Origin of the sequence: Thalassospira sp. CH_XMU1458 (assembly GCF_037027205.1) — a bacterium.
In the GTDB taxonomy this organism is placed as follows: domain Bacteria; phylum Pseudomonadota; class Alphaproteobacteria; order Rhodospirillales; family Thalassospiraceae; genus Thalassospira; species Thalassospira tepidiphila.
On record NZ_JAYMDW010000003.1, the window covers coordinates 572,308 to 594,886 of the forward strand.

The window sequence follows — 22,579 nt, forward strand, 5'->3', positions numbered from 1 at the left end:
CGACTTAGGCCGTATCGCGCAGTTTGTAGGCGGCATAGGTTGTAGTCCCAACCAGAACAACCGCACCGGCCTGATGGGCGACACCCAGCGGTAGCCACACGACGCTCAGAAGCGTTGTGATGCCAAGCGTGACCTGCAGGCAGGCCGCAAGCAGAACCAGATGGGTGGCAAAGCGTTGGTTGGGGTTAAGGTCCCATTTGCCAGCACGCCACCAGAACACCAGCACCATCACGAATGTCAGTTTCGCCAGCCAGCGATGATCCCACTGCACTGTCATGTGGTCCTCAAATGGCGCGAGCCAGGCCGGATCAAACACGAACAGGCCATCGGGGATCAGTTGCCCGTCCATCAGCGGGAAGGTGTTGTATATGTGCCCGGCATTAAGACCGGCGACAAAGCCGCCGGACAGGGCGGTAAGCACAATCAGACACAGCAACTGCAAGGCGCGCGTTGACGCGGCTGTGGTTGTCACACGCGGGCTCAACTGTTGCAGGGCAACCCACAGCAGGGCGATGAAAATAACCAGTGCCAGACCGAAGTGCGCGGTCAGGCGATACTGGCTGACATCGGGGCGATCAACCAGACCGCTCATCACCATGTACCAGCCCATCAGGCCCTGCAGACCACCAAGGATGAACAGCCCCCAGAGCTTCCACTTGGTTGCGCGATCAATCGATTTCTTGGCCAGGAACCAGACAAACGGGATGAAGAACACGATCCCGATCAACCGTCCCCACAGGCGGTGGATGAATTCCAGCCAGAAGATCGATTTGAAATCCTCCACCGACATCCATGCGTTGATCTTCTGGAACTCGGGATACTGGCTGTATTTTTGATAAAGCGTTTGCCAGTCGGCCTCATTCATCGGCGGAATGATGCCGGTAAAGGGCCGCCATTCCACAATCGAAAGCCCGGATTCAGTCAGGCGCGTCAAGCCGCCGATCACCACCATGATGAACACCATCGCCGCACATGAAAACAGCCAGATGGCGACGTTTTTGTTGGCTTGTGGGTGCGCAAGGCTGACTTCGGACAGGGCAGGGGAGGCACTGCTGGACATCTGGACGCTCTCTTGACGATATCTTCTGGCGGACGGGTTTTGAAATTTGGCCCAATATAGGGCGATTTTGCAAGAATTGCAGGAAAAGCTTTACGGAAAAATCGGGTCTGATGGATCAGTCAGTTCGCAACTATTAAATACCAATATTTAGTGTTATTTATATATAAAACACATAAAAAATGTATTGAATAATTTGCTATCCACACTCATAGTCATGGGCAATAGAGAGAAACCCGCATTAGAGGATCGACGATGTTTCCCATCAATCTGGACCTGACGCGACTTTCGGTCGCTTTGGTCGGCAACGGTCAGGCCACCCTGAACCGGTTGCGCCAGTTTGACGGTGATGGGGCAAAATACGTTACCGTCTATTCTGAAGACCCGATACCCGAACTGACCGAACAGGCCGGTGATCGGTTGCAGCGCTATTTGCCAAATTCGGCGGATGTCAACGCGGCCTCCATCATGTTTATCATCGACCTTGATCTTAAAAAGGCAGCCGAGCTGGCCTCCATTGCCAAGGCCGTTGGCACGATTGCGAATGTCGAGGACGTCAAACAATATTGTGATTTTTCATCGCCCGCGCGCATTCAGCGCGGTGATCTGATGATCACGGTTTCGACCAATGGGAAGAGTCCAAGACTTGCAGGACGCATTCGTCGTGCTATAGAGAACTGGCTTGATCCGAAATGGTCCGAACGTCTATCCATTCTTGCCGACCAGCGAGAGAAGTGGAAGGCCGACGGTGCTGATATGAAGCAGTTACTTGAGAAAACCGACGATTTTATTGATCGTCGTGGATGGTTGCCATGAATGTATTGCGCGAAGAAGATATTGTGACCGGCGGTTCGATGTCTACCGAAGAGGCAACAGACCGTGCTGCGGCTTTGCTAAGCCGTTATGGAGATCTGCAAGGTGTCGCTCTAATTGAACCGATGGTGCATGAAGAATTCAACGGCCGCATCACCATGACCTCATCCTTCGGGACAGAGGCCGCCGCCCTTCTGGCGCTGGTGGCCGAGGTCGACCGTGATCTGCCGGTGATCTTCCTTGATACCCGCAAGCTGTTTGGCGAAACGCATACCTATCGCGAAAAGCTGGTCGACCATTTGGGCCTGACCAATATCAAGATCATGCGCCCGGACGAGGAAAAGCTTAAGGCCGAGGATCCCAACGGCATGCTGTTTGCCTCGGACGTGGCGAAATGCTGCTATCTGCGCAAGGTGGAGCCGCTTCAGCGTGCGCTTGAGGGCTATGACGCCTGGTTGACCGGGCGCAAACGCTTCCACGGTGGCGAACGTGATGCGCTTCCGGTGATCGAGCCGGCGGGTTCGCGGATCAAGATCAATCCGCTGGCGGGGTACAAGCGCGAAGATATCGAAGACATCTTTGAGCATCGCGCGTTGCCGCGTCATCCGCTTGAGGCTGAAGGCTTCCTGTCCATCGGGTGCATGCCTTGCACCGAACGTGTTGATCCCAACACAACCGATGTCCGTGCCGGACGCTGGGCCGGGCAGGACAAGACCGAGTGCGGCATTCACTACATCATCTAGGCCCAATCAGCCTTTTATGAAAAACCCGGCCATCTGGCCGGGTTTTTTGTTAGATGGTGATGCCCTGAAGCTTCCTGAACAGTGTCACCGCATAACGATCCGTCATGCCGGAAATGTAATCCATCACCCGCATCAGGCGGCTATAGAGGTCGGGGGCTGCCATCAGCTTGCCCGACAGAAGCTTGTCGATGCGATCCGCCTGCGGCGGCAGGCGCTTGCCGTGGTTTTTATGCTCATCAATGTCGATGGCGGCCCGGACAAAACTGTCAAGCAGGCCATTGATGACTTCAAACCCGGCCATTTCAATCGGCAGGACATGCGGCGCGTTATAGATCTTTTGCACAGCCAGCTTCTTGCACGCCTTGGCATAGGGGCCAAGCGGGGTGTTGGCCAAAAGATCACCTTCGATGGTGCCGGCAAGCAATGCGTCTTCATATTCGATGAAGGCATCAACCGCCGCCTTGACCAGATTGCCAATCGCCTTGCCGCGCAGGAAGCCGATCCGGTCATCTTCGGATTTTTCGGCATACCAGCCTTCCGAACGCAGGTCTTTCCATCGTTGTTCGGCATCGCCGTCATATTTTTCCGGATGGCGGGCAATCGGGGCAAGGGCACGTTCGACTTCCTCGAAACTGACACAGCCCAGTTCCCAGCCATCTTCAAGATCGACCACGGAATAACAAATGTCATCGGCCGCCTCGACCAGATAGACCAGCGGATGACGCCGCCATGCGCCATCAAATCCTTCAAGCGGGGACAGGCCGCAAACCCTGGCAATCGCCTGCGCAATGTCGCGTTCGGCCTGATAATAGCCAGGCTTTTTAAGGCCGGTATATTCCTTGCGGCGGGCATCAGGGACCGACGTGCTGCGCGGATATTTGATGAAACTGCCCAGCGTGCCGTAAGTCAGGTTAAGCCCACCGTCAAAGCGCTTCATTTCAAGCTGGCTGATGATGCGCAACCCTTGGGCGTTGCCTTCGAAATGGCGCAGGTCTTCAAGTTCTGGCCCGGAAAGGCGCGATGTCAGCTCGTCCTTGGCAAGGCGCGATGTGGTGAACCATTCATTGATGGCGTCTTCGCCAGAATGCCCGAATGGCGGGTTGCCGATATCGTGGGCCAGGCACGCGGCCTGCACCATATACCCGATATCGGCCACGGTGGTCTCCGATCCCTTGGGCAGATTTTTGACGATATGCGCGCCCGCCATCAGGCCAAGCGATTGCCCGACCGAGCCGACCTCGATCGTGTGGGTCAGGCGGGTATGGACATGATCGTTTTCGGATAAGGGGTGAACCTGCGTCTTGTTTTGCAAACGCCGGAACGAGGATGAGAAGATTACCCGATCAACATCGATCTGAAACGGGCTTCGGCCATCGGGTGTCGGATAAGGGGCACCTTCGGGCAGGCGAATTTTGCCATCCTTGAATTCAAGCCGATGAGAAGAAAGAAGATCTTCCCAGCGCATTTTATCGCCGGAACCCTGTACAGACGACGCCACTTTTTACCCCTGTCCAAATCAAATGTTATTATCGGGCAACTTTAACGGGCCGGGGAGTCCGGTGCAATCGGACAAACAGTCTTTGACCCGATTGCACCGCGTTTATGGGCGATCAGCCAAAGAACCAGCTTTGCGGGTTATCAATCGGGCGGCCATTCAGCGCACGCAGAAGGCCGATCACATTACGCCCGATAAACCAGGCGGTGGTGTAAAGCGCCATCAACCCGACGACAGCCCAACCCAGAAGCGGGATCCAGCCAATCACGAAGGTGAAGAAACCCAAAATTATGGCATAAAGGATGCTGATCCAGAATGTCCGGATGACAAACGTGTAGTGGCTGTTGGTCCAGTGATTGTCGTCTTCGCGCGCGACATAGGACACAATCAGCGCAATCAAACCGGTGGCAAAGGCCGTAAACAGGGTTGCGATCATCAGCCCGTAACAGACAGCGGCCGTATTCCCGCCGCGCTCGTCAGTATAGCGCGGTGCATTGTCAAAAGACGCATCCTGACCGTGGATATGGTCGTTCATGGATAAAATCCTATCAAGTTGTCGCAATCCCCATCGCGTCTTTGCCATCATATAGCGCGAAAGTTTACAAAAGCTATCCCATAGCGGCATCTTGCGCCTTTGCGGGCACATTGGAGCCCTTTCACGCGGATTTTACGCCCGGTTTACCGTGTTTTGCCTCGACTCTTGGCAAATTCGCCCTACATTTGGCGCCATGTTGTCAATTGACCAAAAACAGGAATTTCCGCATGTCGGACTATGATTTTGATTTGTTTGTTGTTGGTGCCGGTTCGGGTGGTGTACGTGCCGCCCGCGTGGCATCGGGATATGGTGCCAAGGTCGCCATCGCAGAGGAAAGCCAGGTCGGCGGTACGTGCGTGATCCGTGGCTGTGTGCCGAAAAAACTGCTGGTCTACGGCGCACACTTTGCCGAGGATTTCGAAGATGCCTCCGCCTATGGCTGGACCCTTCCGGGCGAACCGAGCTTTAGCTGGAAGACCCTGATCGAAAACAAGGATACCGAGATCAATCGTCTCAATGGCATCTATAAAAGCCTTCTGAAGGGATCGAATGTCGAGCTGTTTGAAAGCCGTGCGGTCCTGAAAGATGCCCATACCCTTGAGGTCGGCGACAAAACGGTGACCGCCGAACGCATTCTGATTGCGGTGGGTGGAACACCGGTGATGCCTGACATTCCGGGCATCGAACATGCCATTTCATCCAATCAGGCCTTCCATCTTGAAGACCTGCCCGAACGCATCGCCGTTGTTGGTGGCGGTTACATTGCTGTCGAGTTTGCCGGTATTTTTGCTGGCCTTGGCGCAAATGTGACCCAGTTCTATCGCGGCGATCAGATCCTGCGTGGCTTTGATAACGATATCCGTAACCATCTGGCCGCCGAAATCGTCAAAAAGGGCATCGATCTGCGTCTGGAGACCAATGTCACGGCGATTGAAAAGAATGACGACGGCTCGCTTAGCCTGACACTGACCGGTGGTGGGCATCAGGAAGTCGATGCCATCATGTTTGCCACGGGGCGCGAACCGAAAACCCATGGTCTGGGTCTTGAACAGGCCGGGGTGGAGCTGAACGACCGCGGGGCGATCAAAACCAACGCCGGTTTGCAGACAAGCGTGCCAAACATCTATGCCGTTGGCGATGTCCGCGATCACGTGCAACTGACCCCGGTCGCAATCAAGGAAGGCATGTCCTTTGCTGATACGGTTTATGGCGGTAAGCCTTGGTCAATGTCCTATCAGGCCATTCCGACCGCTGTCTTCAGCCAGCCACCGGTTGGCACCGTCGGGCTTTCCGAGGAAGAAGCGCGCGATAAGGGCAAGGACATCGAAATTTATAAATCGACCTTCAAGCCGATGCGCCACACCCTCTCGGGACGTGATGAAAAAACGCTGATGAAGCTGGTCGTCGACAAAACCACTGATGTGGTGCTTGGCGCGCATATGGTCGGCCCGGATGCGGCTGAAATCATTCAGGGCATCGGCATTGCTGTCCGCATGGGCGCAACCAAGGCGCAGTTCGATCAGACCGTTGCGGTTCATCCGTCTGCGGCAGAGGAATTCGTCACCATGCGCTTCCCGGTTGCGAACTAGGCAATCTGCTTTAACGAAAAAAGGCGGGACCTGATTGGTCCCGCCTTTTTTGTTGTTCTTGTTTGGTGTCTTAGCCCCCGGCAAGGCCCGGGAAGATGATCAGAAGGACCACGGCCAAAATCTGCAGGCAGATAAAGGGCAGAAGCGACTTGAAGATATCACCAAGCGATATGTCGTGGGGCGCGACCGATTTCAGGTAAAAGGCCGCGGGCCCGAATGGTGGTGACAGGAAGCTTACCTGCATGTTCATGGCAAACAGCACGCCAAACCAGACCGGGTCGTAGCCGAGCTCTTTTACAATCGGCACAAAGATCGGCATGGTCAGAAGCGCAATACCGACCCAGTCAAGGAACATGCCCAGCACAAACAGGATCAGCATCATGAACAGGATGATGATGGTCGGATCATCGGAAATGCCGGTGATCAGAGTTGAGACAAACTTGATCCCGCCCATCAGGTTGAATACCCCGACAAGGGCCGATGCGCCGATGCCGATCCAGACAATCATGCCGCAGGTCGAAAGCGTTTGAAGTGCCGCCGCCTTAAGCATCGGAAGCGAAAATTCACGCCGCAGAACAGTCGAGGCGATCACACCGGCCACACCGACGGCCGAGGCCTCGGTCACGGATGCGATGCCACCATAGATCGACCCCAGAACGCAGAACACGACCAGAATGGGCAGGAAAAGGCCCTTGAGCAGGCGGATCTTTTCTTCGCGCGGGATTTTTTCGGTCTGCGGCGGCGGGGCGATGTTGTTGCCGGTGTAAGAGCGGAACAGCACATAGGCGACATAGAAGCCCGCCAGCATGAAGCCCGGCAAAAAGGCCGAGGTGAACAGATCGCCGATCGATACGTTCGCGGTCAGGCCATAAATGATCAAAACAATCGAAGGCGGCACCATGGTGCCCAGTGAGCCGCCAGCACAGACAACCCCGATGGCCAGGTTCTTGTCATAGCCTTGACGCAGCATCTGGGGCAGGGCGATCAGGCCGAGCAGAACAATTTCGCCACCGATGATGCCGCTCATGGCAGCCAGGATCACCGCAACAAAGATCGTCTGAACCGCAACGCCGCCTTTAAGGCGTCCGCCAAACAGGCGCATGGCATCAAACAAATCGCGCGCAATACCGGATCGGTCAAGGATGGCCGCCATCAGGACGAACATCGGCACCGAGACGAAAACAAAGGATGAAACGAATGAATAAACCCGGCTCGTGATCAGCGGCACCGCCATCGGGCCGAACCAGCCAAGGGTAAAGATCAAGGCAATCAACAGCGTGACAAATGCCAACGGCATGCCGGTCACAAGGAAACCGAGCAGCATGACAAACATGGCAAGTGTGCCGAATTCGATGCCAAGGGACTGTAAATCAAACATTTAAATGTATCCTGTTGCGCTGCTTGGCATGGCCGTGCGGAGACGCATCAATTGATTGGGCACGAGGCGCAGATTATTCGGTCGAAGTGTGGGATGCAGGCATGATTGGTGCCTTGCGGGCATAGTTGAAGGCCTGAACCAGGAACTGAACCATCAATACAATCAGGACCACCAACAAAAACACCTTAAGCACGCCCGGATAAGGCGCATTGAACGCACTGCCGGTCGTTTCAAGGTGGATGTCACCAGTGGGCGTAAAGACGGCACGTTCGACCATCAGCCAGGCGGCCCAGGCAAAGAAGCCCGATGCGATCATGCAGACCAGCGAAATACAGATATCAAGCGTCTTGCGCATTTTCGGTCCGGCAATGTCATAAAGCAGGACAACACGAATATGCTTGTCGCGCGCGGCGCAATAAAGGCCGCCAAACACAAAGCCGACAGCGCAGATAAAGGTCGTGGTTTCATGCGCCCACAAGGTCGGGCTGCCAAAAACGTGACGTGCCACGATCTCATAAATCAACGTCGCCATGGAAAGCAGAAATCCAATGGCGAACACGCTGGAAACCTTCGTAATCATCTGGCCCAGAAGACCGGACACCTCAGTTGCCTGATCGGTGCTTTCTTCAAGTTCGGGAAGTTCGGGCAACGGTGAGTGTTGCGGGGTGTCAGACATTTCTGCGTTCCTTGCATCAACAGGAAATACAATCCGGCAAGGAGGGAGGCCTTCAGTCCCGATACGTCTCGGATCACGGAACCAGCCGGATTGTATCCCAGCAGTTTGCCGGCAGCAACACGGTGCGTTGCTGCCGGCGAAAAAGCTGTTCTGTCTTAGATCATACCCTGTGACTTAAGGTAGTCTACAAGGGTGTCGTAAACACGCTGTGCATCTTCGGAACGTGCCGCGACTTTTTCCCACTGGCTGGTGGCAATCTGACGGAATTTCGCACGCTCTTCAGCCGACCAGTTGTGGATGGTGACGCCACCTTCCGAACGGGCCTTGGCAACAGCTTCCATGTCTTTCATCGCCAGACGTGCATCCATGTCATGGGCCAGATCACGGACCGACATTTCAAGGATCGCCTGGATATCAGCCGGCATGGAATCCCACTTGGTCTTGTTGATCGATACTTCAAGCATCGGCATGGAGTGGAAGCCCGGATAGACCGGATGCTTTGCAACATCGTGCAGACCCATGGCCTGGTTGGTCGAGAACACGGTCGCATCCGCAGCATCGATCACTTTTTTATCAAGCGAGGTGAATACTTCGGATTGCGGGATGTTCACCGGCGATGCACCGGCTGCGGCGAAGACCTGCTGAACCATGCCTTCCGGGGCACGCATTTTCAGGCCTTTAAGATCGGCAACGCCATCAAGCGGGACAGAGGAAACAAATGCTTCCAGACCCGGGGTAACGGCACCGACGAACTGCAAACCACGCGGGTTCAGAAGGCTGTTCATCAGTTCCTTGCCGCCGCCATATTCAACAAAGCGCAGCATTTCGGACGGTGCCGACCATGCGCCAACCGGGTTGGCGATCAGGCCGAATGCCGGATCTTTACCGGTGAAATAGCTGGTGTCGGTGATGTGACCGTCAAGAATGCCGGCCGCAATGGCGTCCTGGGTTTCGGCATGTTCGACAATCGAGTTAACCGGCAGCATTTCCACGGAAACGCGGCCACCGGTCATGACGCCGACACGTTCGGCCCATTCCTGTTCCAGCTCAAAGTTAGGCACGCCAGCAGCATCGCTCGACTGCATCTTGAGGGTAAATTCCTGTGCATTGGCGGCAAACGGCGCCGTTGCAATCAGGGTTGCGATAAAGCCTGCACCTGCAAGCGATTTAAGAGTCTTGGTCATTCGTCTTCTCCCTAAAATGCCTTATTTTCCGGCAGTATTCTCTTTGACAAAGGAAAAACTGCCGTCTTCACGCTCCGCCAGTCGGTCAAGGACCGTGGCAACAACAGTTTCAAGCGGGGCATCGATAAAGACAGTCACGCAATTCTCGTCCGGCCCCGGCGGCTCGAGAGCTGTAAACTGGCTGTCTAAAAGTGCGGATGGCATGAAATGACCGACGCGGCGTTCAAGCCGGGTCTGGATTACTTCGCGCGTGCCATCCAGAAAAACAAAGGTGATCGGGTCGAGGTGCGTGCGCAACACATCGCGATAGCGACGTTTAAGCGCAGAACAGGCGATGAAAATGGCCTGACCGGACTTTGCGCTTCCCTCTGAACTGGCAACTGAACCAGCCTGCGCGCGGGCCGCTTCTGCGACCGCATCAAGCCAGGGCCAACGCATATCGTCATTGAGCGGAAGACCACGGCGCATGTGTTCTACATTCGTGCTTGGATGGTGATCGTCGGCGTCCAGATACATGGTATCTGTCATGCTTGCCAGACGACGCGCAACCTCGGTTTTGCCCGATCCGCTCACACCCATGACAACGACATACTGCGTTTGCCGGTTCATTGAATTCGATGCACTCACTGATTTTCAGGGCGGGTTTTACTCTTGGACTGCCCTGTTGTGTTATAATGTTAGCGCTAACATAATGTTAGCGCTAACATTGAGTCAACAGCCGAATTTCCGGTGTTTGCTTTGCCGTCACAAGGTGCTTGTCGGTTTGGAAAAGACGTAATAAATGTAAGGTTATGAGGAAGCGCAAAGGGGCCGGACGGCCAACAATATCCGATGTTGCCGAACGGGCTGGCGTCAGCACCATTACGGTCTCACGCGCGTTGCGCGATCCGTCAAAGGTGTCTGATCACCTGCGACGAAAAATCAACGACGCGGTGCGCAAGCTTAATTATGTGCCCCATTCGCATGCCAGCGCGCTGGCCTCGACCCGATCAAATGTGATCGGTGTGATCGTTCCCTCGCTGACCAACAACGTGTTCGCCGACACGCTGCGTGCCATTTATGACGAGCTCTATCAGGGGCCGTTTCAGGTGCAGCTTGGCAACTCGCGCTATGTCGCCAAGGATGAGGAACGCCTTGTGCGCACCTTCCTGGGACAGGGCCCGTCAGCCATGATTGTTGCCGGGGTTGATCAGACCGATGCAACCCGAGAACTTCTTGAAAATGCCGAATGTCCGGTGGTCCAGGTCATGGATATCAGTGACGACCCGATCGATATGATGGTCGGGTTTTCGCATTTTGAAGGCGGGCGGGCCGCCGGGGTGCATCTGGTGCAAAAGGGCTATAAACGCATCGGGTTTCTCGGCGCGCGCATGGATCCGCGCTCGCACCGCCGTATGGAAGGTTTCAAGGAAGCCTTGCGCTCAGGCGGGCGATATGACCCGGACCTGATGATGACGACGACCGATTCTTCAAGTGTTTCGCTTGGTGGGCATTTGATCGAACAGTTGCGCAAACGTCGCCCGGACCTTGATGCCGTATTCTGCAACAATGATGACATGGCGCTTGGCGCGCTGTTTGGCTGTCAAAAGGCCGGTATCTCGGTCCCGGACGAGATGGGGATCATCGGCTTCAACGACCTTGAAATGATGGCGGCAAGCTATCCGTCACTGACGTCCATCCGAACCGACCGCTATCAGATCGGCAAACGGGCCGTGCAAATGATCAAAGCGGTTCTGGACGGCGAAACCCCAGAACAGAAAATCATCGATCTTGGTTTCGAACTTCAGTGCCGCGAAAGCACCATGCGCCCGAAGTCAAAGGCGCGCTAATAACTCTTACTCAGGCATTGGAAATTGAACGCTAAGCTCTGCCAGGCGTTCGCGTGGTCCGGTGATTTTGATGCGCGTTCCGTCGGTGTCGAACTGACGATCAATGATGGTGATGCCGTCCTCTGCGCAGGCTTGTTCAAGCGTTCCGGCATCGGAAAATCCGGCAAACAGTTCTGCCTCGCCCTGCGGAATATATTCGATGATTTCGGCAACATCGCAAACCGCATTGGCCGCCCCGCTATAGGCGCGCACCAACCCGCCGGTGCCAAGCTTCGTGCCACCGAAATAGCGCGTCACAATCACCGCAACATTGATCAGATCACGTCCCTGAAGAACCTTAAGGCACGGAATGCCCGATGTGCCGGATGGTTCCCCGTCATCCTTGCCATGTTCAATCAGCTGGCCTTCGTCATTAAGATAGCGATAGGCGTTTACATGATGATTGGCCTTGGGATGGAGGGTGCGCAATTCATCAATCCGCTTGGCCAGATCATCGTGAAAAACGAGTTCGGCCAGAAAGCGGGACTTCTTTTCTTCGGTTTCGGCAAAGGCAGGGCGCGCGATGGTTTTCATGGCGATGTGCTATCAGAAATGGCCAGGTTGTGCCAGACGACATCTCGGCCCGCTCTGGCGTTTGACCGTTAAGACGCAAACAGTTTGCCGACCAGAATGACGCCAAAAATGATCAGCATGATCAAAACAACCTTGCGGAAGGTTTCCGCATCCATGCGATCCCTTACCCGCGTGCCCAGCTTGGTGCCAAGATACACTGGCACCAACCCGGCCAGCGATATCCACAGCGTTTCAATCGTCATCAGCCCCAACCGCGCAAGACCAAGTGCCATGACGATGCTTGAAAGACTGAACGAGATATTGATGGCTGTCAGAAAGCGTTTGGGCTCAAGCCGCATGGAAAGCAGGAACGGCAATACCGGCATGACCTGTGATCCGGTGATGCCGTTGATAAGACCCGTGGCAAAGCCGGATATCGGGGCCAGTCGCCGTGCAAGCTTGTCAGATAGTGGCTTGCCATGACGAAACAGGGTAATCGCCCCGTAATTCATCAAGACCAACCCCAAAACCGCCCCGGCCAGAATGCTGTCGACCATTTCAAGCACGGCAAGCCCGATCAGAATGCCGGGAATGGTCGCCAGAAACATCGGCCAGAACCGGCTGATCGTTTCACGAAAGTGACCCGCCTGCGCCATGATGATGGAATTGCTGACAAGCGATGGAATGATCACCAGCGGCATACCCGCCTTAAGCCCCAGCCCAAGCGCCAGGATCGGCAAGGCCGATGTCGAAAAGCCAAGCCCGGTTGCCCCTTTGACGAAGGCGGCAACGAAATAGGCGCAGGCAATTATCGCAAGTGTTTCAAGGGGCATAGGGGATCCGGCTGAACGGTGGTGCTGCTGGTGGTGGGCGCTCGCAGTGTGCCCGCAAATCATGAACTGTGCAATTGGTCTGATGATTGCGCAGTGGCGGATTCGCACTACCTTGTTTGGTATGACGAATTGGCATTCACCGGTGCATCTTGCATGAATTCACGGTTATGGGTGGAATTTTGCGTGGTTTTTGGGTCGGTTGGCAAAAAATTGCGGGATTTTATTGTCCATACGTCGAGAAGGGGTGGAAATGCGTTTGCAAAACCCGTATCAAGTTTGGCCCGGTTGCATGACCGGATGCCAAGGCGGAAAACCGCCGGACAACTGGATTTGTGTTATAATGGCGGCATGATGATGAACATGCCGGATTGAGAGGAAGCAAATGAGCAAGAGCTGGAGCATTGAAAGCTGGCGTAACCTGCCGATCAAGCAGGTGCCGACTTATCCTGATGCACAGGCCGTAAAGGCCGTAGAGCAAGAGCTCGGCAGCTATCCTCCTTTGGTGTTTGCTGGCGAGGCGCGTGCGCTTAAGGAAAAGCTTGGTGACGTTGCAGAAGGCAATGCCTTCCTGCTGCAGGGCGGCGACTGTGCCGAAAGCTTTAAGGAATTCCACCCGAACAACATTCGCGACACCTTTAAGGTGATGCTGCAGATGGCGGTGGTTTTGACCTATGGCGCAGCATGCCCGGTAGTCAAGGTTGGCCGTATGGCCGGCCAGTTCGCCAAGCCGCGCTCATCTGACACCGAAACCATCAATGGCGTCGAACTGCCAAGCTATCGCGGTGATGTGGTCAACGGCATCGAATTCACCGAAGAAGCCCGTATTCCCGACCCGCAGCGCCAGATCCGCGCCTATAACCAGTCGGCTGCGACGCTGAACCTGCTGCGTGCCTTTGCGCAGGGCGGTTTTGCCGATCTGACCAAGATCCATCGCTGGAACCTGTCATTTGTTGATGGCAGCCCGGCCGGGGAGCGTTACAGCAAGCTGACCACCCAGATCGATGAGGCGGTTGCCTTCATGGAAGCATGCGGCATTACCGCTGAAAGCGCGCCGCAGCTGCGTGAAACCGATTTCTATACCTCGCACGAAGCACTTCTGCTGGGGTATGAGCAGGCACTGACCCGTCAGGACAGTCTGACCGGTGAATGGTATGATTGTTCGGCCCACATGCTGTGGATCGGGGACCGTACCCGTCAGGCCGATCATGCCCATGTTGAATTCCTGCGCGGGGTGAAAAATCCGATCGGTATGAAATGCGGACCGACCATGGATGAGGATGACCTGATCCGACTGATCGATATCCTTAACCCGCAAAACGAAGCTGGCCGTCTGACCCTGATTGCACGTATGGGGGCGGACAATGTGTTTGATAACCTGCCGCGCCTCGTCAAACGTGTGAAGGCCGAAGGCCGCAAGGTCGTTTGGTCCTGCGATCCGATGCATGGCAACACGATCAAGGCATCAAGCGGGTATAAAACCCGTCCGTTTGACGCGATCCTTTCGGAAGTCAAAAACTTCTTTGACGTGCACAAGGCCGAAGGCACCCATGCCGGTGGCGTTCATTTCGAAATGACCGGTACGGATGTGACCGAATGCATCGGTGGTGCACGCGAAGTCACCGAAGATGCGCTTTCGGATCGTTACCACACCCATTGCGATCCGCGCCTCAATGGCGGACAGGCGCTTGAGCTTGCCTTCCTGATGGCGGAAATGATCAAAAAAGAACGCGATAGCGTTCGTGCAGAACAGATGGCTGCTTCTGCTTGATTTGATCGGTCGGGTTGATATTGTCACGGGCGTCCGATTGTCGGGCGCCCGTTTTTTTATTTTTTATTTTTCAGGTGGTTACTGCTGTGAAGCGCTCAGCCTTTTCCGGTTTTCGGGCGTCAACCTTTGACGACAGAAAACTGTACCTTTCCGTCATTTTTATGATCCTGCTGTTCAAGATCGCTGTATTGCTCATTTGGGGGCCAGGAATTGCACCTGATACCGGTGGATATACACGCTTTGCCGAGTTGATATTGGAAAGTTCGGATTGGTTGACCGACGCCGGTCTCGAGGACAGTGCAATGCCGACAACTGTCTTTAGAATAGCCGGATATCCTATGTTCATTGCGCTAACGCAATTGATCTCCTCAGAGAATTGGCAGTGGATTGTTGTTCTTTCCCAGTTCTTGCTGTCAGCGGTATCGCTTTACAGTCTTTCTCGCCTTATTTCCGCGCTGGGTATGAAGCCTTTTTTGGGTGCGTTCAGTTTGCTGGCAACGGGGCTGTCATTCTCCTTGCTGTTGGACAACATGATCTTGACCGACAGCTTTGCCACGAGCCTATTTGTGATTGTGCTTAGCGAAAATGCGGTAGCAACTTTGCGCGGACGCCCCTTTGGGTTTGTTCAAGCGCTACTCTTTGGCATGCTGATCACCCTTGGCTTTCTTGTTCGAGAAGGAGTGGCGATACTGTCAATCCTGTTTGTCATACCGTTTTTAGTTCGAGCTTTTGTCGCGGAAAAGCAGCGGTGGAAATCATGCGCTGCAATCGCTGTTTTCTTTATTCCACTAATCGTGGCTACGCAATTGTATAAGACGTGGAATGAGGACCGGACTGGATATAGTTTTATCACATCAGGATCGCAAACCATCTACATGGTTGGGCTTGTCGACGCAGCAGAAAAAGATCAGAGAATATTCTCCGGCAATGAACCGGTAGACATAACCGCACGTGAAAAACTAAGCAATTACTCCTTCTCGGAGGTTCTCGCCGTTCAGTGGAGTTTGTTCGAGCAAGGGTGCGTTGCTCCAGAGTTGGCAAATATTTCGAAGCAGAAGTATTTCGAAAGCTGGGTTAACTATCCGGGTTCAATGCTGCGCATGACAATCGGGCACATACGTGAGAACTACGCGACGCTCACTTTCCGCCCGTTCGGCGCGATTAGGGAAACAGGTTTCTGGATTCACGGAGAAAAACCTTGGCCCGATTATCGGGAACTTCGCGAAAGTATGTTTGATGATGCGGCGGCATTCGCACTGTTCTCTGGCGAAATGGTCGAGCGCGTAATTGCTATCATCATTACTGTTGCTTTCGTGATTCTACCGATTGTCTGGCTTGTACGTCTTTATCTCGGCAAGAATGTGTGCAAGAGAGAAGTACTTGTCTGCGCGGCTTTGTGGGCAGTTTATTTTGGTGTGTTATTTGCACACGCTTTGGTCCACTTGGAAACGCGTTATCTTGCACCGGTGGTACCATTCTCAACACTGATTGGTTGTTTTTATCTTCAGCGTATTTTCGATCGGAAGAAGGTACTGGACGCTAGCTCCTGACGTCGTCGACAGGGTTATGTAACCATTTTTTTCCTGCGAGGAATTGTAAAGGGGCAGCGATTGCGACAACAACGAGCGGCGCGATGATATGTGGTACTGAAATTTGTAATGTAATCCACATAAGTGATGCGAATAAAAGAGAATAACCAGAATAAATCAGAAGTGATTTTCCTGCGTTTGCGAGCGTGAGCTTAGCGTTGAAAACAAAAGGTGCCATCATTGCGATCTGAATGACAAACGCTACTGCCAATGCACACCAGTAGGCAGTCATAGGTCCGAAAAACTGTAATGCTATCAGATAGGTCGAATAAGTCGCCGCGGTCGTAATTGCACCTAGTCCAATGAATTTAGCTATTGCTCTCATTTGGTCACTTGTCTCTGGTCGTTAGTGGCAAACGCCAACGGGGTATAGATCTGTTAAAACCGCCCAGTCGGACTGTTTTGCAGCGCCAACCAGTTCCATAGGAAAAAGCGGTTGTCGCTCTTGCCGCTGTGATGCTCAGTCCACTGGGATGCAGCGTAGTACATATCCACCCCTGGGACTGGCCGTGGCGATTGTACCTCAGGCGTTTTACGCATCCAGTCTGCCAACGGGATGCCAAAGCCTTTCTTCTTACGATTTATCGTTTGGCTGGGCAGCAGCGGTTCTAGAGCTTTCTTGAGTAGGTACTTTCTTTGACCGTTCCGGATTTTGAAGTGCGATGGCAGCTTGATGCAGAAATCAACAATGTCGTTGTCGAGGAAGATAGCGCGCGTCTCTAGCGACGACATCATGGATGCACGATCGACCTTGGTCAGGATGTCATTTTGCAGATAGAGATTGGTGAAAAATGTTAGTAGTCGGTCAGTTCTGTCCACAGCAGAATTGCTATCCCAGATTTCCATGGCTTCGGAGTAAAGATCTTCAAGAGGAAGGGGCTCTTCGAAGAACTCTTTCATTTGGTCAGGAAATAGTGGCGCCATCCAGACAGGTGCCCAAACAGATTCCTGATACGACAATCCAGCAAGTGTCCGCCGAAGCTTGAAATCGAAACTCATGTTGCGACCGGATTTCGGTAGTGCGTTTGCAAGTCCGGTAAACAACTTGTGCGCGAGATCTGGCACGTATTTCTTGTAGGCCTGTGCCGGCTTCAGAGCCAAAAAAGGGTCATACCCAGCAAAAAGTTCGTCGGCCCCATCGCCCGAAAGTGCAACTGTAACATTTTCCCTTGTGAATTTACTTAGAAGGTAAGTCGGAAGCAAAGAGGCGTCACCAATTGGCTCGTCCAGTTGCCCCAGGACCTCCGGAATGAGTTCTTGTGCGTTGGCAAGGTTTAGCATTCTAAGATGATGAATGGACCCCGCGTGCTCGGCAACCAACTGAGCGTAACCCGACTCATCATAGGATGCTTCCTCGAAGCCAATGGTAAAGGATGATACCTTCCTATCTTTGGCATTCTTGGCTGCTGCACACAAAATTGCGCTTGAGTCGACGCCGCCGCTCAGGAAAACTCCGAGAGGGACGTCACTTACAAGGCGGCGAGAAACTGATTGCAAAATAAGTTCCTGAAGATGTTCTGCAAGTTCGTCATCTTTGGCTGCGGTGAGGTTGTCATCCGGGGTGATCAAAAATTCCCAATACTTGCTGATCTTCGTGTCAAGTGTATCCAGTTCGACAGTCATTTGCTGGCCAGCTGGTAACTTAAAGACATTCTCAAGCAAACTGTTCGGGGCAGGAATGTAGCCGTAAGCAAACAGTTTCTGCAGGCCAAAGTTGGATATATTGCCGTCGATCCCAGAATGTTTTTCAAGCGATTTCAGTTCGCTTGAAAAGGCAAACAGATCACTTTTAGCTGTATAAAATAGTGGCTTTTCACCAAAGCGATCACGGGCGAGGTAAAGTCTGCCTCGTATCTTGTCGATAATAGCAAAGGCAAACATGCCGTTCAGGCGTCGAGCCAGATCGGTGCCCCAGTGGCGATAGCCATGAATGAGAACTTCGGTATCAGAGTGCGATGTCTGAAAGACGGCACCTAATGCTTCAAGTTCTGCTCGTAACTCGGGGAAGTTATAAATTTCGCCGTTAAAGACGATCCCCGTTTCGTTTGACGCATCCCACATCGGTTGGGCACCGCCTTCAATGTCTCTAACAGACAGACGACGATGTCCTAAGTAGATATGTTTTTCTTCGTCGAAGTAAAACCCTTCCCCGTCGGGACCGCGATGTGCCAGTGCATCAGTCATGGCATGGATATCTGAGCGACTACCCCGTCCCATAAAGCCGGCAATGCCGCACATCGCTATTCTTGCTCCATATTGACCGTCTCTTTGACGAGGTAAGGGCTGCGCCCTTGTGATTCAAAGTATGTTCGGACAATCATCTCCGCCAGAAGACCGAGTAGGATACACATTACGCCGACCAGGAAAGTCATCGTAACGACAAGCGGTAGTGGGGTCTGGATCATTGAAGTATTTTCAAAGAACTTCAGCCAAAGCATCCAGATTGTACTCAGAAAAGAAGCGAAGAAAGACACAAGACCAATTCCGCCGAACACATAGATCGGTTTGACCATGTGACGGTCGAGGAATTTCACGACCATAAGGTCCAGAAGCACTTTCGCTATCCGCTCCAAACCGTACTTTGACTGCCCAAATTGACGGGCATGGTGCTGAACCGGAATTTCACAGACCTTTGCGCCCATCCATGTGGCGTAAATGGGAATAAACCGATGCATTTCGCCATAAAGCCGAATGCCTTTAACAACATCTTTCTTATAGGCTTTGAGCGTGCAGCCGTAGTCGTGAAGGTGAACACCAGAAATCTTTGAAATCAGTCTGTTAGCCAAACGGCTGACAAAGTTCCGGCGTATGGCCGCGTCTTGACGGTCTTTGCGCCATCCAGATACGACATCATAGCCTTCTGCCAGTTTGCCGAGCAGTTTGGGGATGTCGGCAGGATCATTCTGCAAGTCGGCATCAATTGGAATGATGACTTCGCCTGACGCATGATCAATGCCAGCCATCGTGGCTGCGGTTTGGCCGTAATTTCGGCGGAAGTTGACGATTTTCAGTTCAATTCGCTCTTTTGCCGCATCTTGCAACAGCGAGAAAGAGTTGTCTGAGCTTCCGTCATTAACGAAGATTACCTCGAATGGTTTTCCCATTTCATCGAGGACAGAGAGCAAGCGTTCGCAGAGCGGCTTTATGCTTTCTTCTTCGTTATATATCGGAACGATGACCGACAGTTCGGTTAGGTTGACAGTTTGAGAAACAGCTTGCGCCACCTGAATGCCCTGTTATCTGATGCTTTAAAGGAGTAGCGCAATGGTTAGCATGATAACATTGGAAACGTCCAGATTTTGCCGCGTCTACCTTGTTACATTTGGCAAAGTTTCAAGTCTCTTTGTTGCTAGTTGACGACTCAAAATATCAATTTGTTGCGCAATCGGCACGAATTCATAAAAAACATCTACCAATGGGCTGTAAATATTCTTAAGTATGGGTAATTGCAGGGTGTTCCTGACAGACGATTAAGGGCGAGGGATCGCAACGGGTATGATGGACGACGCTGCATTCAGCGCATGGCAAAAGAAGGTGGAGGGAACCAACATTTCCTCGACCACGCTTTTGGCGACCGACTATCTGAACCATTTCAACGAGATCGTCATGCTGCTCGAAATGGTGCCCGACATGCCCGACATGATCGAGGATTGCAAGGAATGGGCGCCGAAAAGCTATCAGGAGCATTTCCGCGATAGTGCCTTTTCCGACAAGGAGCTTGCAATTGAGGCCTATGAACACGTCCCGCCAAGATTCCGTCAGCCGTTCGAGGAAACCATCGAGCACCTCAATACAATCGTGGCACACGCGGTTTCGCAGCTTGAAACCATCATCGAGACGGGTGATGAAGACCTTCTGCGTGTGACGGCCAGCGCAGTGACCACCTCGCTTCAGAAATTCATGGATGTCGCCAGTGGCATTATCCATGGTTCGGCCAAAACCATGAGCCAGGACGAGATCGACGCAGCCCTGGCACTTTAATTGTTGCCGACGTTTTCATGTATGCGGACACAAAAAAACCGGGACTGCGAACAGCCCCGGTTTTGTTTTTGTCTGGTCGAGAAGTTAATCGTGATCAATCCGTCATTTTGGCGAGTTCACCATCAAGACGCTGAATTTCGGACTGCAACAGCGGCAAGACATCGGCACGGGCGGTGGCGACAATTTCCTGCATGTTTTTAAGCGCATGTTTGGCCATGCCGTTGGCATTTTGTTGCATGAACATGATCGTCATCTGGGCTTCGATATCGGAATAAAACCGACGTACACCGGTGATAATTGCCGGATCGACTTCAAAGGTGCGCTGGGAATAGCGCATTGTTTCCCAAACCATATCGTCAAGCTTGTGACGTTCGCGCGGGGCGAGGTTTGCCGCATGCCAGGTCATCGGCCCTTCGGGATAGTCGGCAATCCAGGTTTCGATCTTTTCGATGTTATCGACAAACTCCGCCTCAAGCGATCGTTCGAGGTTATAGACATCAGACGTGCTTTGATAACGGTCGAAATCGACAGCAATTTCAAAACCGGCAAAGCTTGCCAGATACACACCCAGAACGGTTGATGCCAGAATGATGCACTGGGTAAGCCAGAACTCGGTATTGGGCTGGCCACTTACGCTCAGAAAGCGAAACGGGGCGAAAAGTCCGCGCATGGGCTAGTGTCCTGTATTGGTAAGATTGAATTGGTGGCGGTCTTCAAGCGCGCTTGCCGGGATTTCACCGGTGCGCACCAGAAAATTCTCAAAGGCGATTTGAAGATCAACCGGCTCCCCGATCGGAAGACCCTGTTCGCGCGCCATATCCTCAAGCCGTTCCACCCGATCACGCGGATGCGGATGGGTTGAAAGATAATCCAGCAAACTGCGGTCGCCTTGAAGCTGTCCCAGCTTTGCAAAGGTGGTGGATGCTTCTGCGACATGGCCGTATTTGGCCATGAGGATGCGCAGGCTCCAGTCATCGGCATCAAGTTCCTGACTTCGGGAATAGTCCCGATCAGCCAGAAGTTTCGGCCAGCTTGCCGCCCAGGTGGTCAAAACCGCATCGGTCTGAAACATCATGGCCGAAAGTGCGACACCAACGACTTCACGGCCAATGCCTTCAAGGTGATCGCGTCCGTTGTAATGACCGATTTCATGGCCAAGGATCGACAGCAGCTCGTTCTCGGTATCGACCAGTTCAAGCATTCCGGTATGAACGAGCATCAGGCCACCGGGCAATGCCGCGGCATTGGGACCGTCATCGGGGATGATCAGGACGTCAAAGTCATAATCCTTTGCCGGGCCAATGGCCTCCTTGGGGATGGAATTGACCAGATCGAGAAGATAGCGTTCCGGCAGGCTGCGTTCATAATCTTCGCGATGTTCTGCGATCAGTCCGGGTTCAAGCTCCGACCAGATAGCAACTTCTTCCTGAACCGAAATGCTGTTTGCGGCCCATTCAACCGCGAGGCCGCTTGCCGTATAAATCCCCCAGCAAATCAGCAGGAACGCGATACTGCCCGACGCAAATTCGGCCAGAAGATTGCGATGCGAAATATTCACCCCGTCATCGGGAAGGGCAGATGGACGCCCGCCCGTCGGGCGATGATAGGTATAAAGGGCGGTACCGGAAACGATCACCTCGATCATGCCGCGTCCAAGTTCGGCAGAATCAAAGCGCAGACCTATAATGTGACTTGCACCCTTGGCATTGGTGCGAAGCCGCAAGATCGCCTCGCGCTTGGCCCTGGTGACGGTGGCTTCGTGTGCGGCCAGTCGACCGCCGACAAAAATGCGCAGGCGGGCCAGAAGATTGCGAAAACGGTCTTCGGCAATGACGACCTTGCCGGTCACCAGTTTGCTGTCATGCAACGTGATGTCATCGGGAACTGCATCCCCGGAATCAAGATATTGATGGGGCAGCAATGCTTCGTCGCGTCTGAGCGCGCGTTCATGTGCCCCATCGGCCAAACGGCCGGTTATATAAGCGATTCCGATCAGGATGGTCAGGGCAATTCCCGGAAGAAACAGATCTTCCATGGTACTGTGCCTGCCCTGTTATTTCAGTCGTACGGCTGTGCCGTATGCGAAAATCTCGGCCGCCTTGTAGGCCACCTGTGACGTTGCGAAATGAACATCCACAACTGCGTCGGCATCCAATTTTTTGGCTTGGGCAATCAGGCGGCTGGTGGCTTCCTGCTGGGCGTCTTCCAAAAGCCGGGTGTAGGAACGTACTTCACCGCCGAACAGGTTTTTCAGCATCGCAAAAATATCGAAAAGGAAGTTGCGGCTGCGCACGGAACTGCCAAAGACAATACCAAGGTTTTCAGTGATTTCGCGGCCTGGAATACGGGAAATGGTTACCGCCGCCATTTCGGCGGCCGCATTGGGGCTGTGGGTCATGTTGTTTGCTCGTATTTTACTTTGTGTTTATTGCCGTGTTTTCACGGTCGCGTGCAATAGATCGGGATGAAGCCGATTTTGCAAGTCATTATCAACACGCTAAGTCGTTGATAAGAATAAAATCACGCTGAAGACCAAGGTGCTTGCTGGTTTCAAAGA

At 53.4% G+C, this 22,579-nt stretch carries 23 protein-coding genes; 8 read left to right on the top strand and 15 right to left on the bottom strand.

The window, feature by feature from the left end; genetic code table 11:
* Positions 1-4: 4 nt before the first annotated feature.
* Positions 5-1,060 (bottom strand): COX15/CtaA family protein, encoded by a 1,056-nt coding sequence (locus tag WBY09_RS16640; RefSeq protein ID WP_064782127.1) that lies wholly within the window; start codon positions 1,058-1,060, stop codon positions 5-7.
* Positions 1,061-1,312: 252 nt separating this feature from the next.
* Here WBY09_RS16640 and WBY09_RS16645 point away from each other — a divergent pair, with 252 nt between their 5' ends.
* Positions 1,313-1,873 (top strand): precorrin-2 dehydrogenase/sirohydrochlorin ferrochelatase family protein, encoded by a 561-nt coding sequence (locus WBY09_RS16645; RefSeq protein ID WP_197146827.1) that lies wholly within the window; start codon positions 1,313-1,315, stop codon positions 1,871-1,873.
* A complete protein-coding gene (locus tag WBY09_RS16650) occupies positions 1,870-2,613 on the top strand; it encodes a phosphoadenylyl-sulfate reductase (protein WP_197146828.1) in 744 nt (247 codons plus the stop codon). The genes WBY09_RS16645 and WBY09_RS16650 overlap by 4 nt, the downstream gene beginning before the upstream one ends.
* Before the next feature lie 49 nt (positions 2,614-2,662).
* Here the strand turns inward: WBY09_RS16650 and WBY09_RS16655 are convergent, their stop codons facing one another.
* Both WBY09_RS16655 and WBY09_RS16660 read right to left on the bottom strand, forming a co-directional pair.
* Positions 2,663-4,111: a deoxyguanosinetriphosphate triphosphohydrolase gene (locus WBY09_RS16655; RefSeq protein WP_336233341.1), complete on the bottom strand. Its 1,449-nt coding sequence runs from the start codon at positions 4,109-4,111 to the stop codon at positions 2,663-2,665.
* Between the two features lie 112 nt (positions 4,112-4,223).
* Positions 4,224-4,643: a DUF4870 family protein gene (locus WBY09_RS16660; RefSeq protein WP_063087371.1), complete on the bottom strand. Its 420-nt coding sequence runs from the start codon at positions 4,641-4,643 to the stop codon at positions 4,224-4,226.
* 227 nt (positions 4,644-4,870) lie between these two features.
* On the opposite strand from WBY09_RS16660, the gene gor reads away from it, so the two are divergent.
* Entirely contained in the window at positions 4,871-6,232 is a 1,362-nt protein-coding gene (gene gor / locus WBY09_RS16665) for a glutathione-disulfide reductase (protein ID WP_064782124.1), read from the top strand.
* A gap of 70 nt (positions 6,233-6,302) precedes the next feature.
* Here the strand turns inward: gor and WBY09_RS16670 are convergent, their stop codons facing one another.
* From WBY09_RS16670 to WBY09_RS16685, 4 genes are all read right to left on the bottom strand, one after another.
* Positions 6,303-7,610 carry a TRAP transporter large permease gene (locus tag WBY09_RS16670; protein WP_336233342.1) on the bottom strand — a complete coding sequence of 436 codons (1,308 nt, stop codon included), beginning with the start codon at positions 7,608-7,610 and terminating at the stop codon, positions 6,303-6,305.
* A gap of 73 nt (positions 7,611-7,683) precedes the next feature.
* The gene (locus tag WBY09_RS16675; protein WP_064788924.1) at positions 7,684-8,286 is read right to left on the bottom strand and encodes a TRAP transporter small permease subunit; all 603 of its coding nucleotides are present in this window, start codon (positions 8,284-8,286) and stop codon (positions 7,684-7,686) included.
* 155 nt (positions 8,287-8,441) lie between these two features.
* Complete coding sequence (locus tag WBY09_RS16680; protein ID WP_008891579.1) at positions 8,442-9,470, bottom strand: TRAP transporter substrate-binding protein; 1,029 nt, start codon at positions 9,468-9,470, stop codon at positions 8,442-8,444.
* Positions 9,471-9,491: 21 nt separating this feature from the next.
* Positions 9,492-10,079, bottom strand: a complete 588-nt coding sequence (locus WBY09_RS16685) for a gluconokinase (protein WP_336233343.1) — start codon at positions 10,077-10,079, stop codon at positions 9,492-9,494.
* 182 nt (positions 10,080-10,261) lie between these two features.
* Between WBY09_RS16685 and WBY09_RS16690 the strand changes: the two genes are divergently transcribed.
* Positions 10,262-11,299 (top strand): LacI family DNA-binding transcriptional regulator, encoded by a 1,038-nt coding sequence (locus tag WBY09_RS16690; protein WP_008891581.1) that lies wholly within the window; start codon positions 10,262-10,264, stop codon positions 11,297-11,299.
* 6 nt (positions 11,300-11,305) lie between these two features.
* On the opposite strand, the gene WBY09_RS16695 is transcribed toward WBY09_RS16690, so the two are convergent.
* Together WBY09_RS16695 and WBY09_RS16700 are read right to left on the bottom strand one after the other, a co-directional pair.
* The gene (locus WBY09_RS16695; RefSeq protein WP_336233344.1) at positions 11,306-11,872 is read right to left on the bottom strand and encodes an IMPACT family protein; all 567 of its coding nucleotides are present in this window, start codon (positions 11,870-11,872) and stop codon (positions 11,306-11,308) included.
* Between the two features lie 68 nt (positions 11,873-11,940).
* Positions 11,941-12,684, bottom strand: a complete 744-nt coding sequence (locus tag WBY09_RS16700) for a sulfite exporter TauE/SafE family protein (protein ID WP_063087383.1) — start codon at positions 12,682-12,684, stop codon at positions 11,941-11,943.
* A gap of 18 nt (positions 12,685-12,702) precedes the next feature.
* Between WBY09_RS16700 and WBY09_RS16705 the strand changes: the two genes are divergently transcribed.
* The 3 genes from WBY09_RS16705 (at position 12,703) to WBY09_RS16715 (ending at position 16,002) form a co-directional block, all read left to right on the top strand.
* The gene (locus tag WBY09_RS16705) at positions 12,703-13,056 is read left to right on the top strand and encodes a hypothetical protein (protein ID WP_336233345.1); all 354 of its coding nucleotides are present in this window, start codon (positions 12,703-12,705) and stop codon (positions 13,054-13,056) included.
* A 10-nt stretch (positions 13,057-13,066) separates the two neighbouring features.
* Positions 13,067-14,452: a class II 3-deoxy-7-phosphoheptulonate synthase gene (locus tag WBY09_RS16710; protein WP_008891584.1), complete on the top strand. Its 1,386-nt coding sequence runs from the start codon at positions 13,067-13,069 to the stop codon at positions 14,450-14,452.
* 86 nt (positions 14,453-14,538) lie between these two features.
* Positions 14,539-16,002, top strand: coding sequence for a hypothetical protein (locus WBY09_RS16715; protein WP_336233346.1), 1,464 nt, complete (start codon positions 14,539-14,541; stop codon positions 16,000-16,002).
* Here the strand turns inward: WBY09_RS16715 and WBY09_RS16720 are convergent.
* From WBY09_RS16720 to WBY09_RS16730, 3 genes are read right to left on the bottom strand one after another with little or no spacing between them, the layout of a single operon-like run.
* Positions 15,992-16,366 carry a GtrA family protein gene (locus WBY09_RS16720; protein WP_064782113.1) on the bottom strand — a complete coding sequence of 125 codons (375 nt, stop codon included), beginning with the start codon at positions 16,364-16,366 and terminating at the stop codon, positions 15,992-15,994. The two genes, WBY09_RS16715 and WBY09_RS16720, sit on opposite strands and share 11 nt — an antisense overlap.
* Before the next feature lie 53 nt (positions 16,367-16,419).
* Positions 16,420-18,279, bottom strand: coding sequence for an asparagine synthase (glutamine-hydrolyzing) (asnB, locus tag WBY09_RS16725; protein ID WP_197146835.1), 1,860 nt, complete (start codon positions 18,277-18,279; stop codon positions 16,420-16,422).
* A 2-nt stretch (positions 18,280-18,281) separates the two neighbouring features.
* Complete coding sequence (locus tag WBY09_RS16730) at positions 18,282-19,265, bottom strand: glycosyltransferase family 2 protein (RefSeq protein WP_157097785.1); 984 nt, start codon at positions 19,263-19,265, stop codon at positions 18,282-18,284.
* A 271-nt stretch (positions 19,266-19,536) separates the two neighbouring features.
* On the opposite strand from WBY09_RS16730, the gene WBY09_RS16735 reads away from it, so the two are divergent.
* Complete coding sequence (locus tag WBY09_RS16735; RefSeq protein ID WP_197146836.1) at positions 19,537-20,022, top strand: hypothetical protein; 486 nt, start codon at positions 19,537-19,539, stop codon at positions 20,020-20,022.
* Between the two features lie 94 nt (positions 20,023-20,116).
* Here WBY09_RS16735 and WBY09_RS16740 read toward each other — a convergent pair whose 3' ends face one another.
* Genes WBY09_RS16740 through WBY09_RS16750 form a run of 3 tightly spaced genes read right to left on the bottom strand, consistent with a single transcriptional unit; the run spans position 20,117 to position 22,420 of the window.
* On the bottom strand, positions 20,117-20,692 hold the full coding sequence (locus WBY09_RS16740) for a hypothetical protein (RefSeq protein WP_197146837.1): 576 nt from the start codon (positions 20,690-20,692) through the stop codon (positions 20,117-20,119).
* A gap of 3 nt (positions 20,693-20,695) precedes the next feature.
* Positions 20,696-22,057 carry a M48 family metallopeptidase gene (locus tag WBY09_RS16745; RefSeq protein WP_336233347.1) on the bottom strand — a complete coding sequence of 454 codons (1,362 nt, stop codon included), beginning with the start codon at positions 22,055-22,057 and terminating at the stop codon, positions 20,696-20,698.
* Between the two features lie 18 nt (positions 22,058-22,075).
* Positions 22,076-22,420: a YbjQ family protein gene (locus WBY09_RS16750; RefSeq protein WP_336233348.1), complete on the bottom strand. Its 345-nt coding sequence runs from the start codon at positions 22,418-22,420 to the stop codon at positions 22,076-22,078.
* Between the last annotated feature and the right edge of the window lie 159 nt (positions 22,421-22,579).

Bases quoted from the DNA above. Each gene is read 5' to 3' on its own strand.
- WBY09_RS16640 (WP_064782127.1), bottom strand. From the start codon at position 1,060: ATGTCCAGCAGTGCCTCCCCTGCCCTGTCCGAAGTCAGCCTTGCGCAC.
- WBY09_RS16645 (WP_197146827.1), top strand. From the start codon at position 1,313: ATGTTTCCCATCAATCTGGACCTGACGCGACTTTCGGTCGCTTTGGTC.
- WBY09_RS16650 (WP_197146828.1), top strand. From the start codon at position 1,870: ATGAATGTATTGCGCGAAGAAGATATTGTGACCGGCGGTTCGATGTCT.
- WBY09_RS16660 (WP_063087371.1), bottom strand. From the start codon at position 4,643: ATGAACGACCATATCCACGGTCAGGATGCGTCTTTTGACAATGCACCG.
- gor (WP_064782124.1), top strand. From the start codon at position 4,871: ATGTCGGACTATGATTTTGATTTGTTTGTTGTTGGTGCCGGTTCGGGT.
- WBY09_RS16670 (WP_336233342.1), bottom strand. From the start codon at position 7,610: ATGTTTGATTTACAGTCCCTTGGCATCGAATTCGGCACACTTGCCATG.
- WBY09_RS16675 (WP_064788924.1), bottom strand. From the start codon at position 8,286: ATGTCTGACACCCCGCAACACTCACCGTTGCCCGAACTTCCCGAACTT.
- WBY09_RS16680 (WP_008891579.1), bottom strand. From the start codon at position 9,470: ATGACCAAGACTCTTAAATCGCTTGCAGGTGCAGGCTTTATCGCAACC.
- WBY09_RS16685 (WP_336233343.1), bottom strand. From the start codon at position 10,079: ATGAACCGGCAAACGCAGTATGTCGTTGTCATGGGTGTGAGCGGATCG.
- WBY09_RS16690 (WP_008891581.1), top strand. From the start codon at position 10,262: ATGAGGAAGCGCAAAGGGGCCGGACGGCCAACAATATCCGATGTTGCC.
- WBY09_RS16695 (WP_336233344.1), bottom strand. From the start codon at position 11,872: ATGAAAACCATCGCGCGCCCTGCCTTTGCCGAAACCGAAGAAAAGAAG.
- WBY09_RS16700 (WP_063087383.1), bottom strand. From the start codon at position 12,684: ATGCCCCTTGAAACACTTGCGATAATTGCCTGCGCCTATTTCGTTGCC.
- WBY09_RS16710 (WP_008891584.1), top strand. From the start codon at position 13,067: ATGAGCAAGAGCTGGAGCATTGAAAGCTGGCGTAACCTGCCGATCAAG.
- WBY09_RS16720 (WP_064782113.1), bottom strand. From the start codon at position 16,366: ATGAGAGCAATAGCTAAATTCATTGGACTAGGTGCAATTACGACCGCG.
- asnB (WP_197146835.1), bottom strand. From the start codon at position 18,279: ATGTGCGGCATTGCCGGCTTTATGGGACGGGGTAGTCGCTCAGATATC.
- WBY09_RS16735 (WP_197146836.1), top strand. From the start codon at position 19,537: ATGATGGACGACGCTGCATTCAGCGCATGGCAAAAGAAGGTGGAGGGA.
- WBY09_RS16740 (WP_197146837.1), bottom strand. From the start codon at position 20,692: ATGCGCGGACTTTTCGCCCCGTTTCGCTTTCTGAGCGTAAGTGGCCAG.
- WBY09_RS16745 (WP_336233347.1), bottom strand. From the start codon at position 22,057: ATGGAAGATCTGTTTCTTCCGGGAATTGCCCTGACCATCCTGATCGGA.
- WBY09_RS16750 (WP_336233348.1), bottom strand. From the start codon at position 22,420: ATGACCCACAGCCCCAATGCGGCCGCCGAAATGGCGGCGGTAACCATT.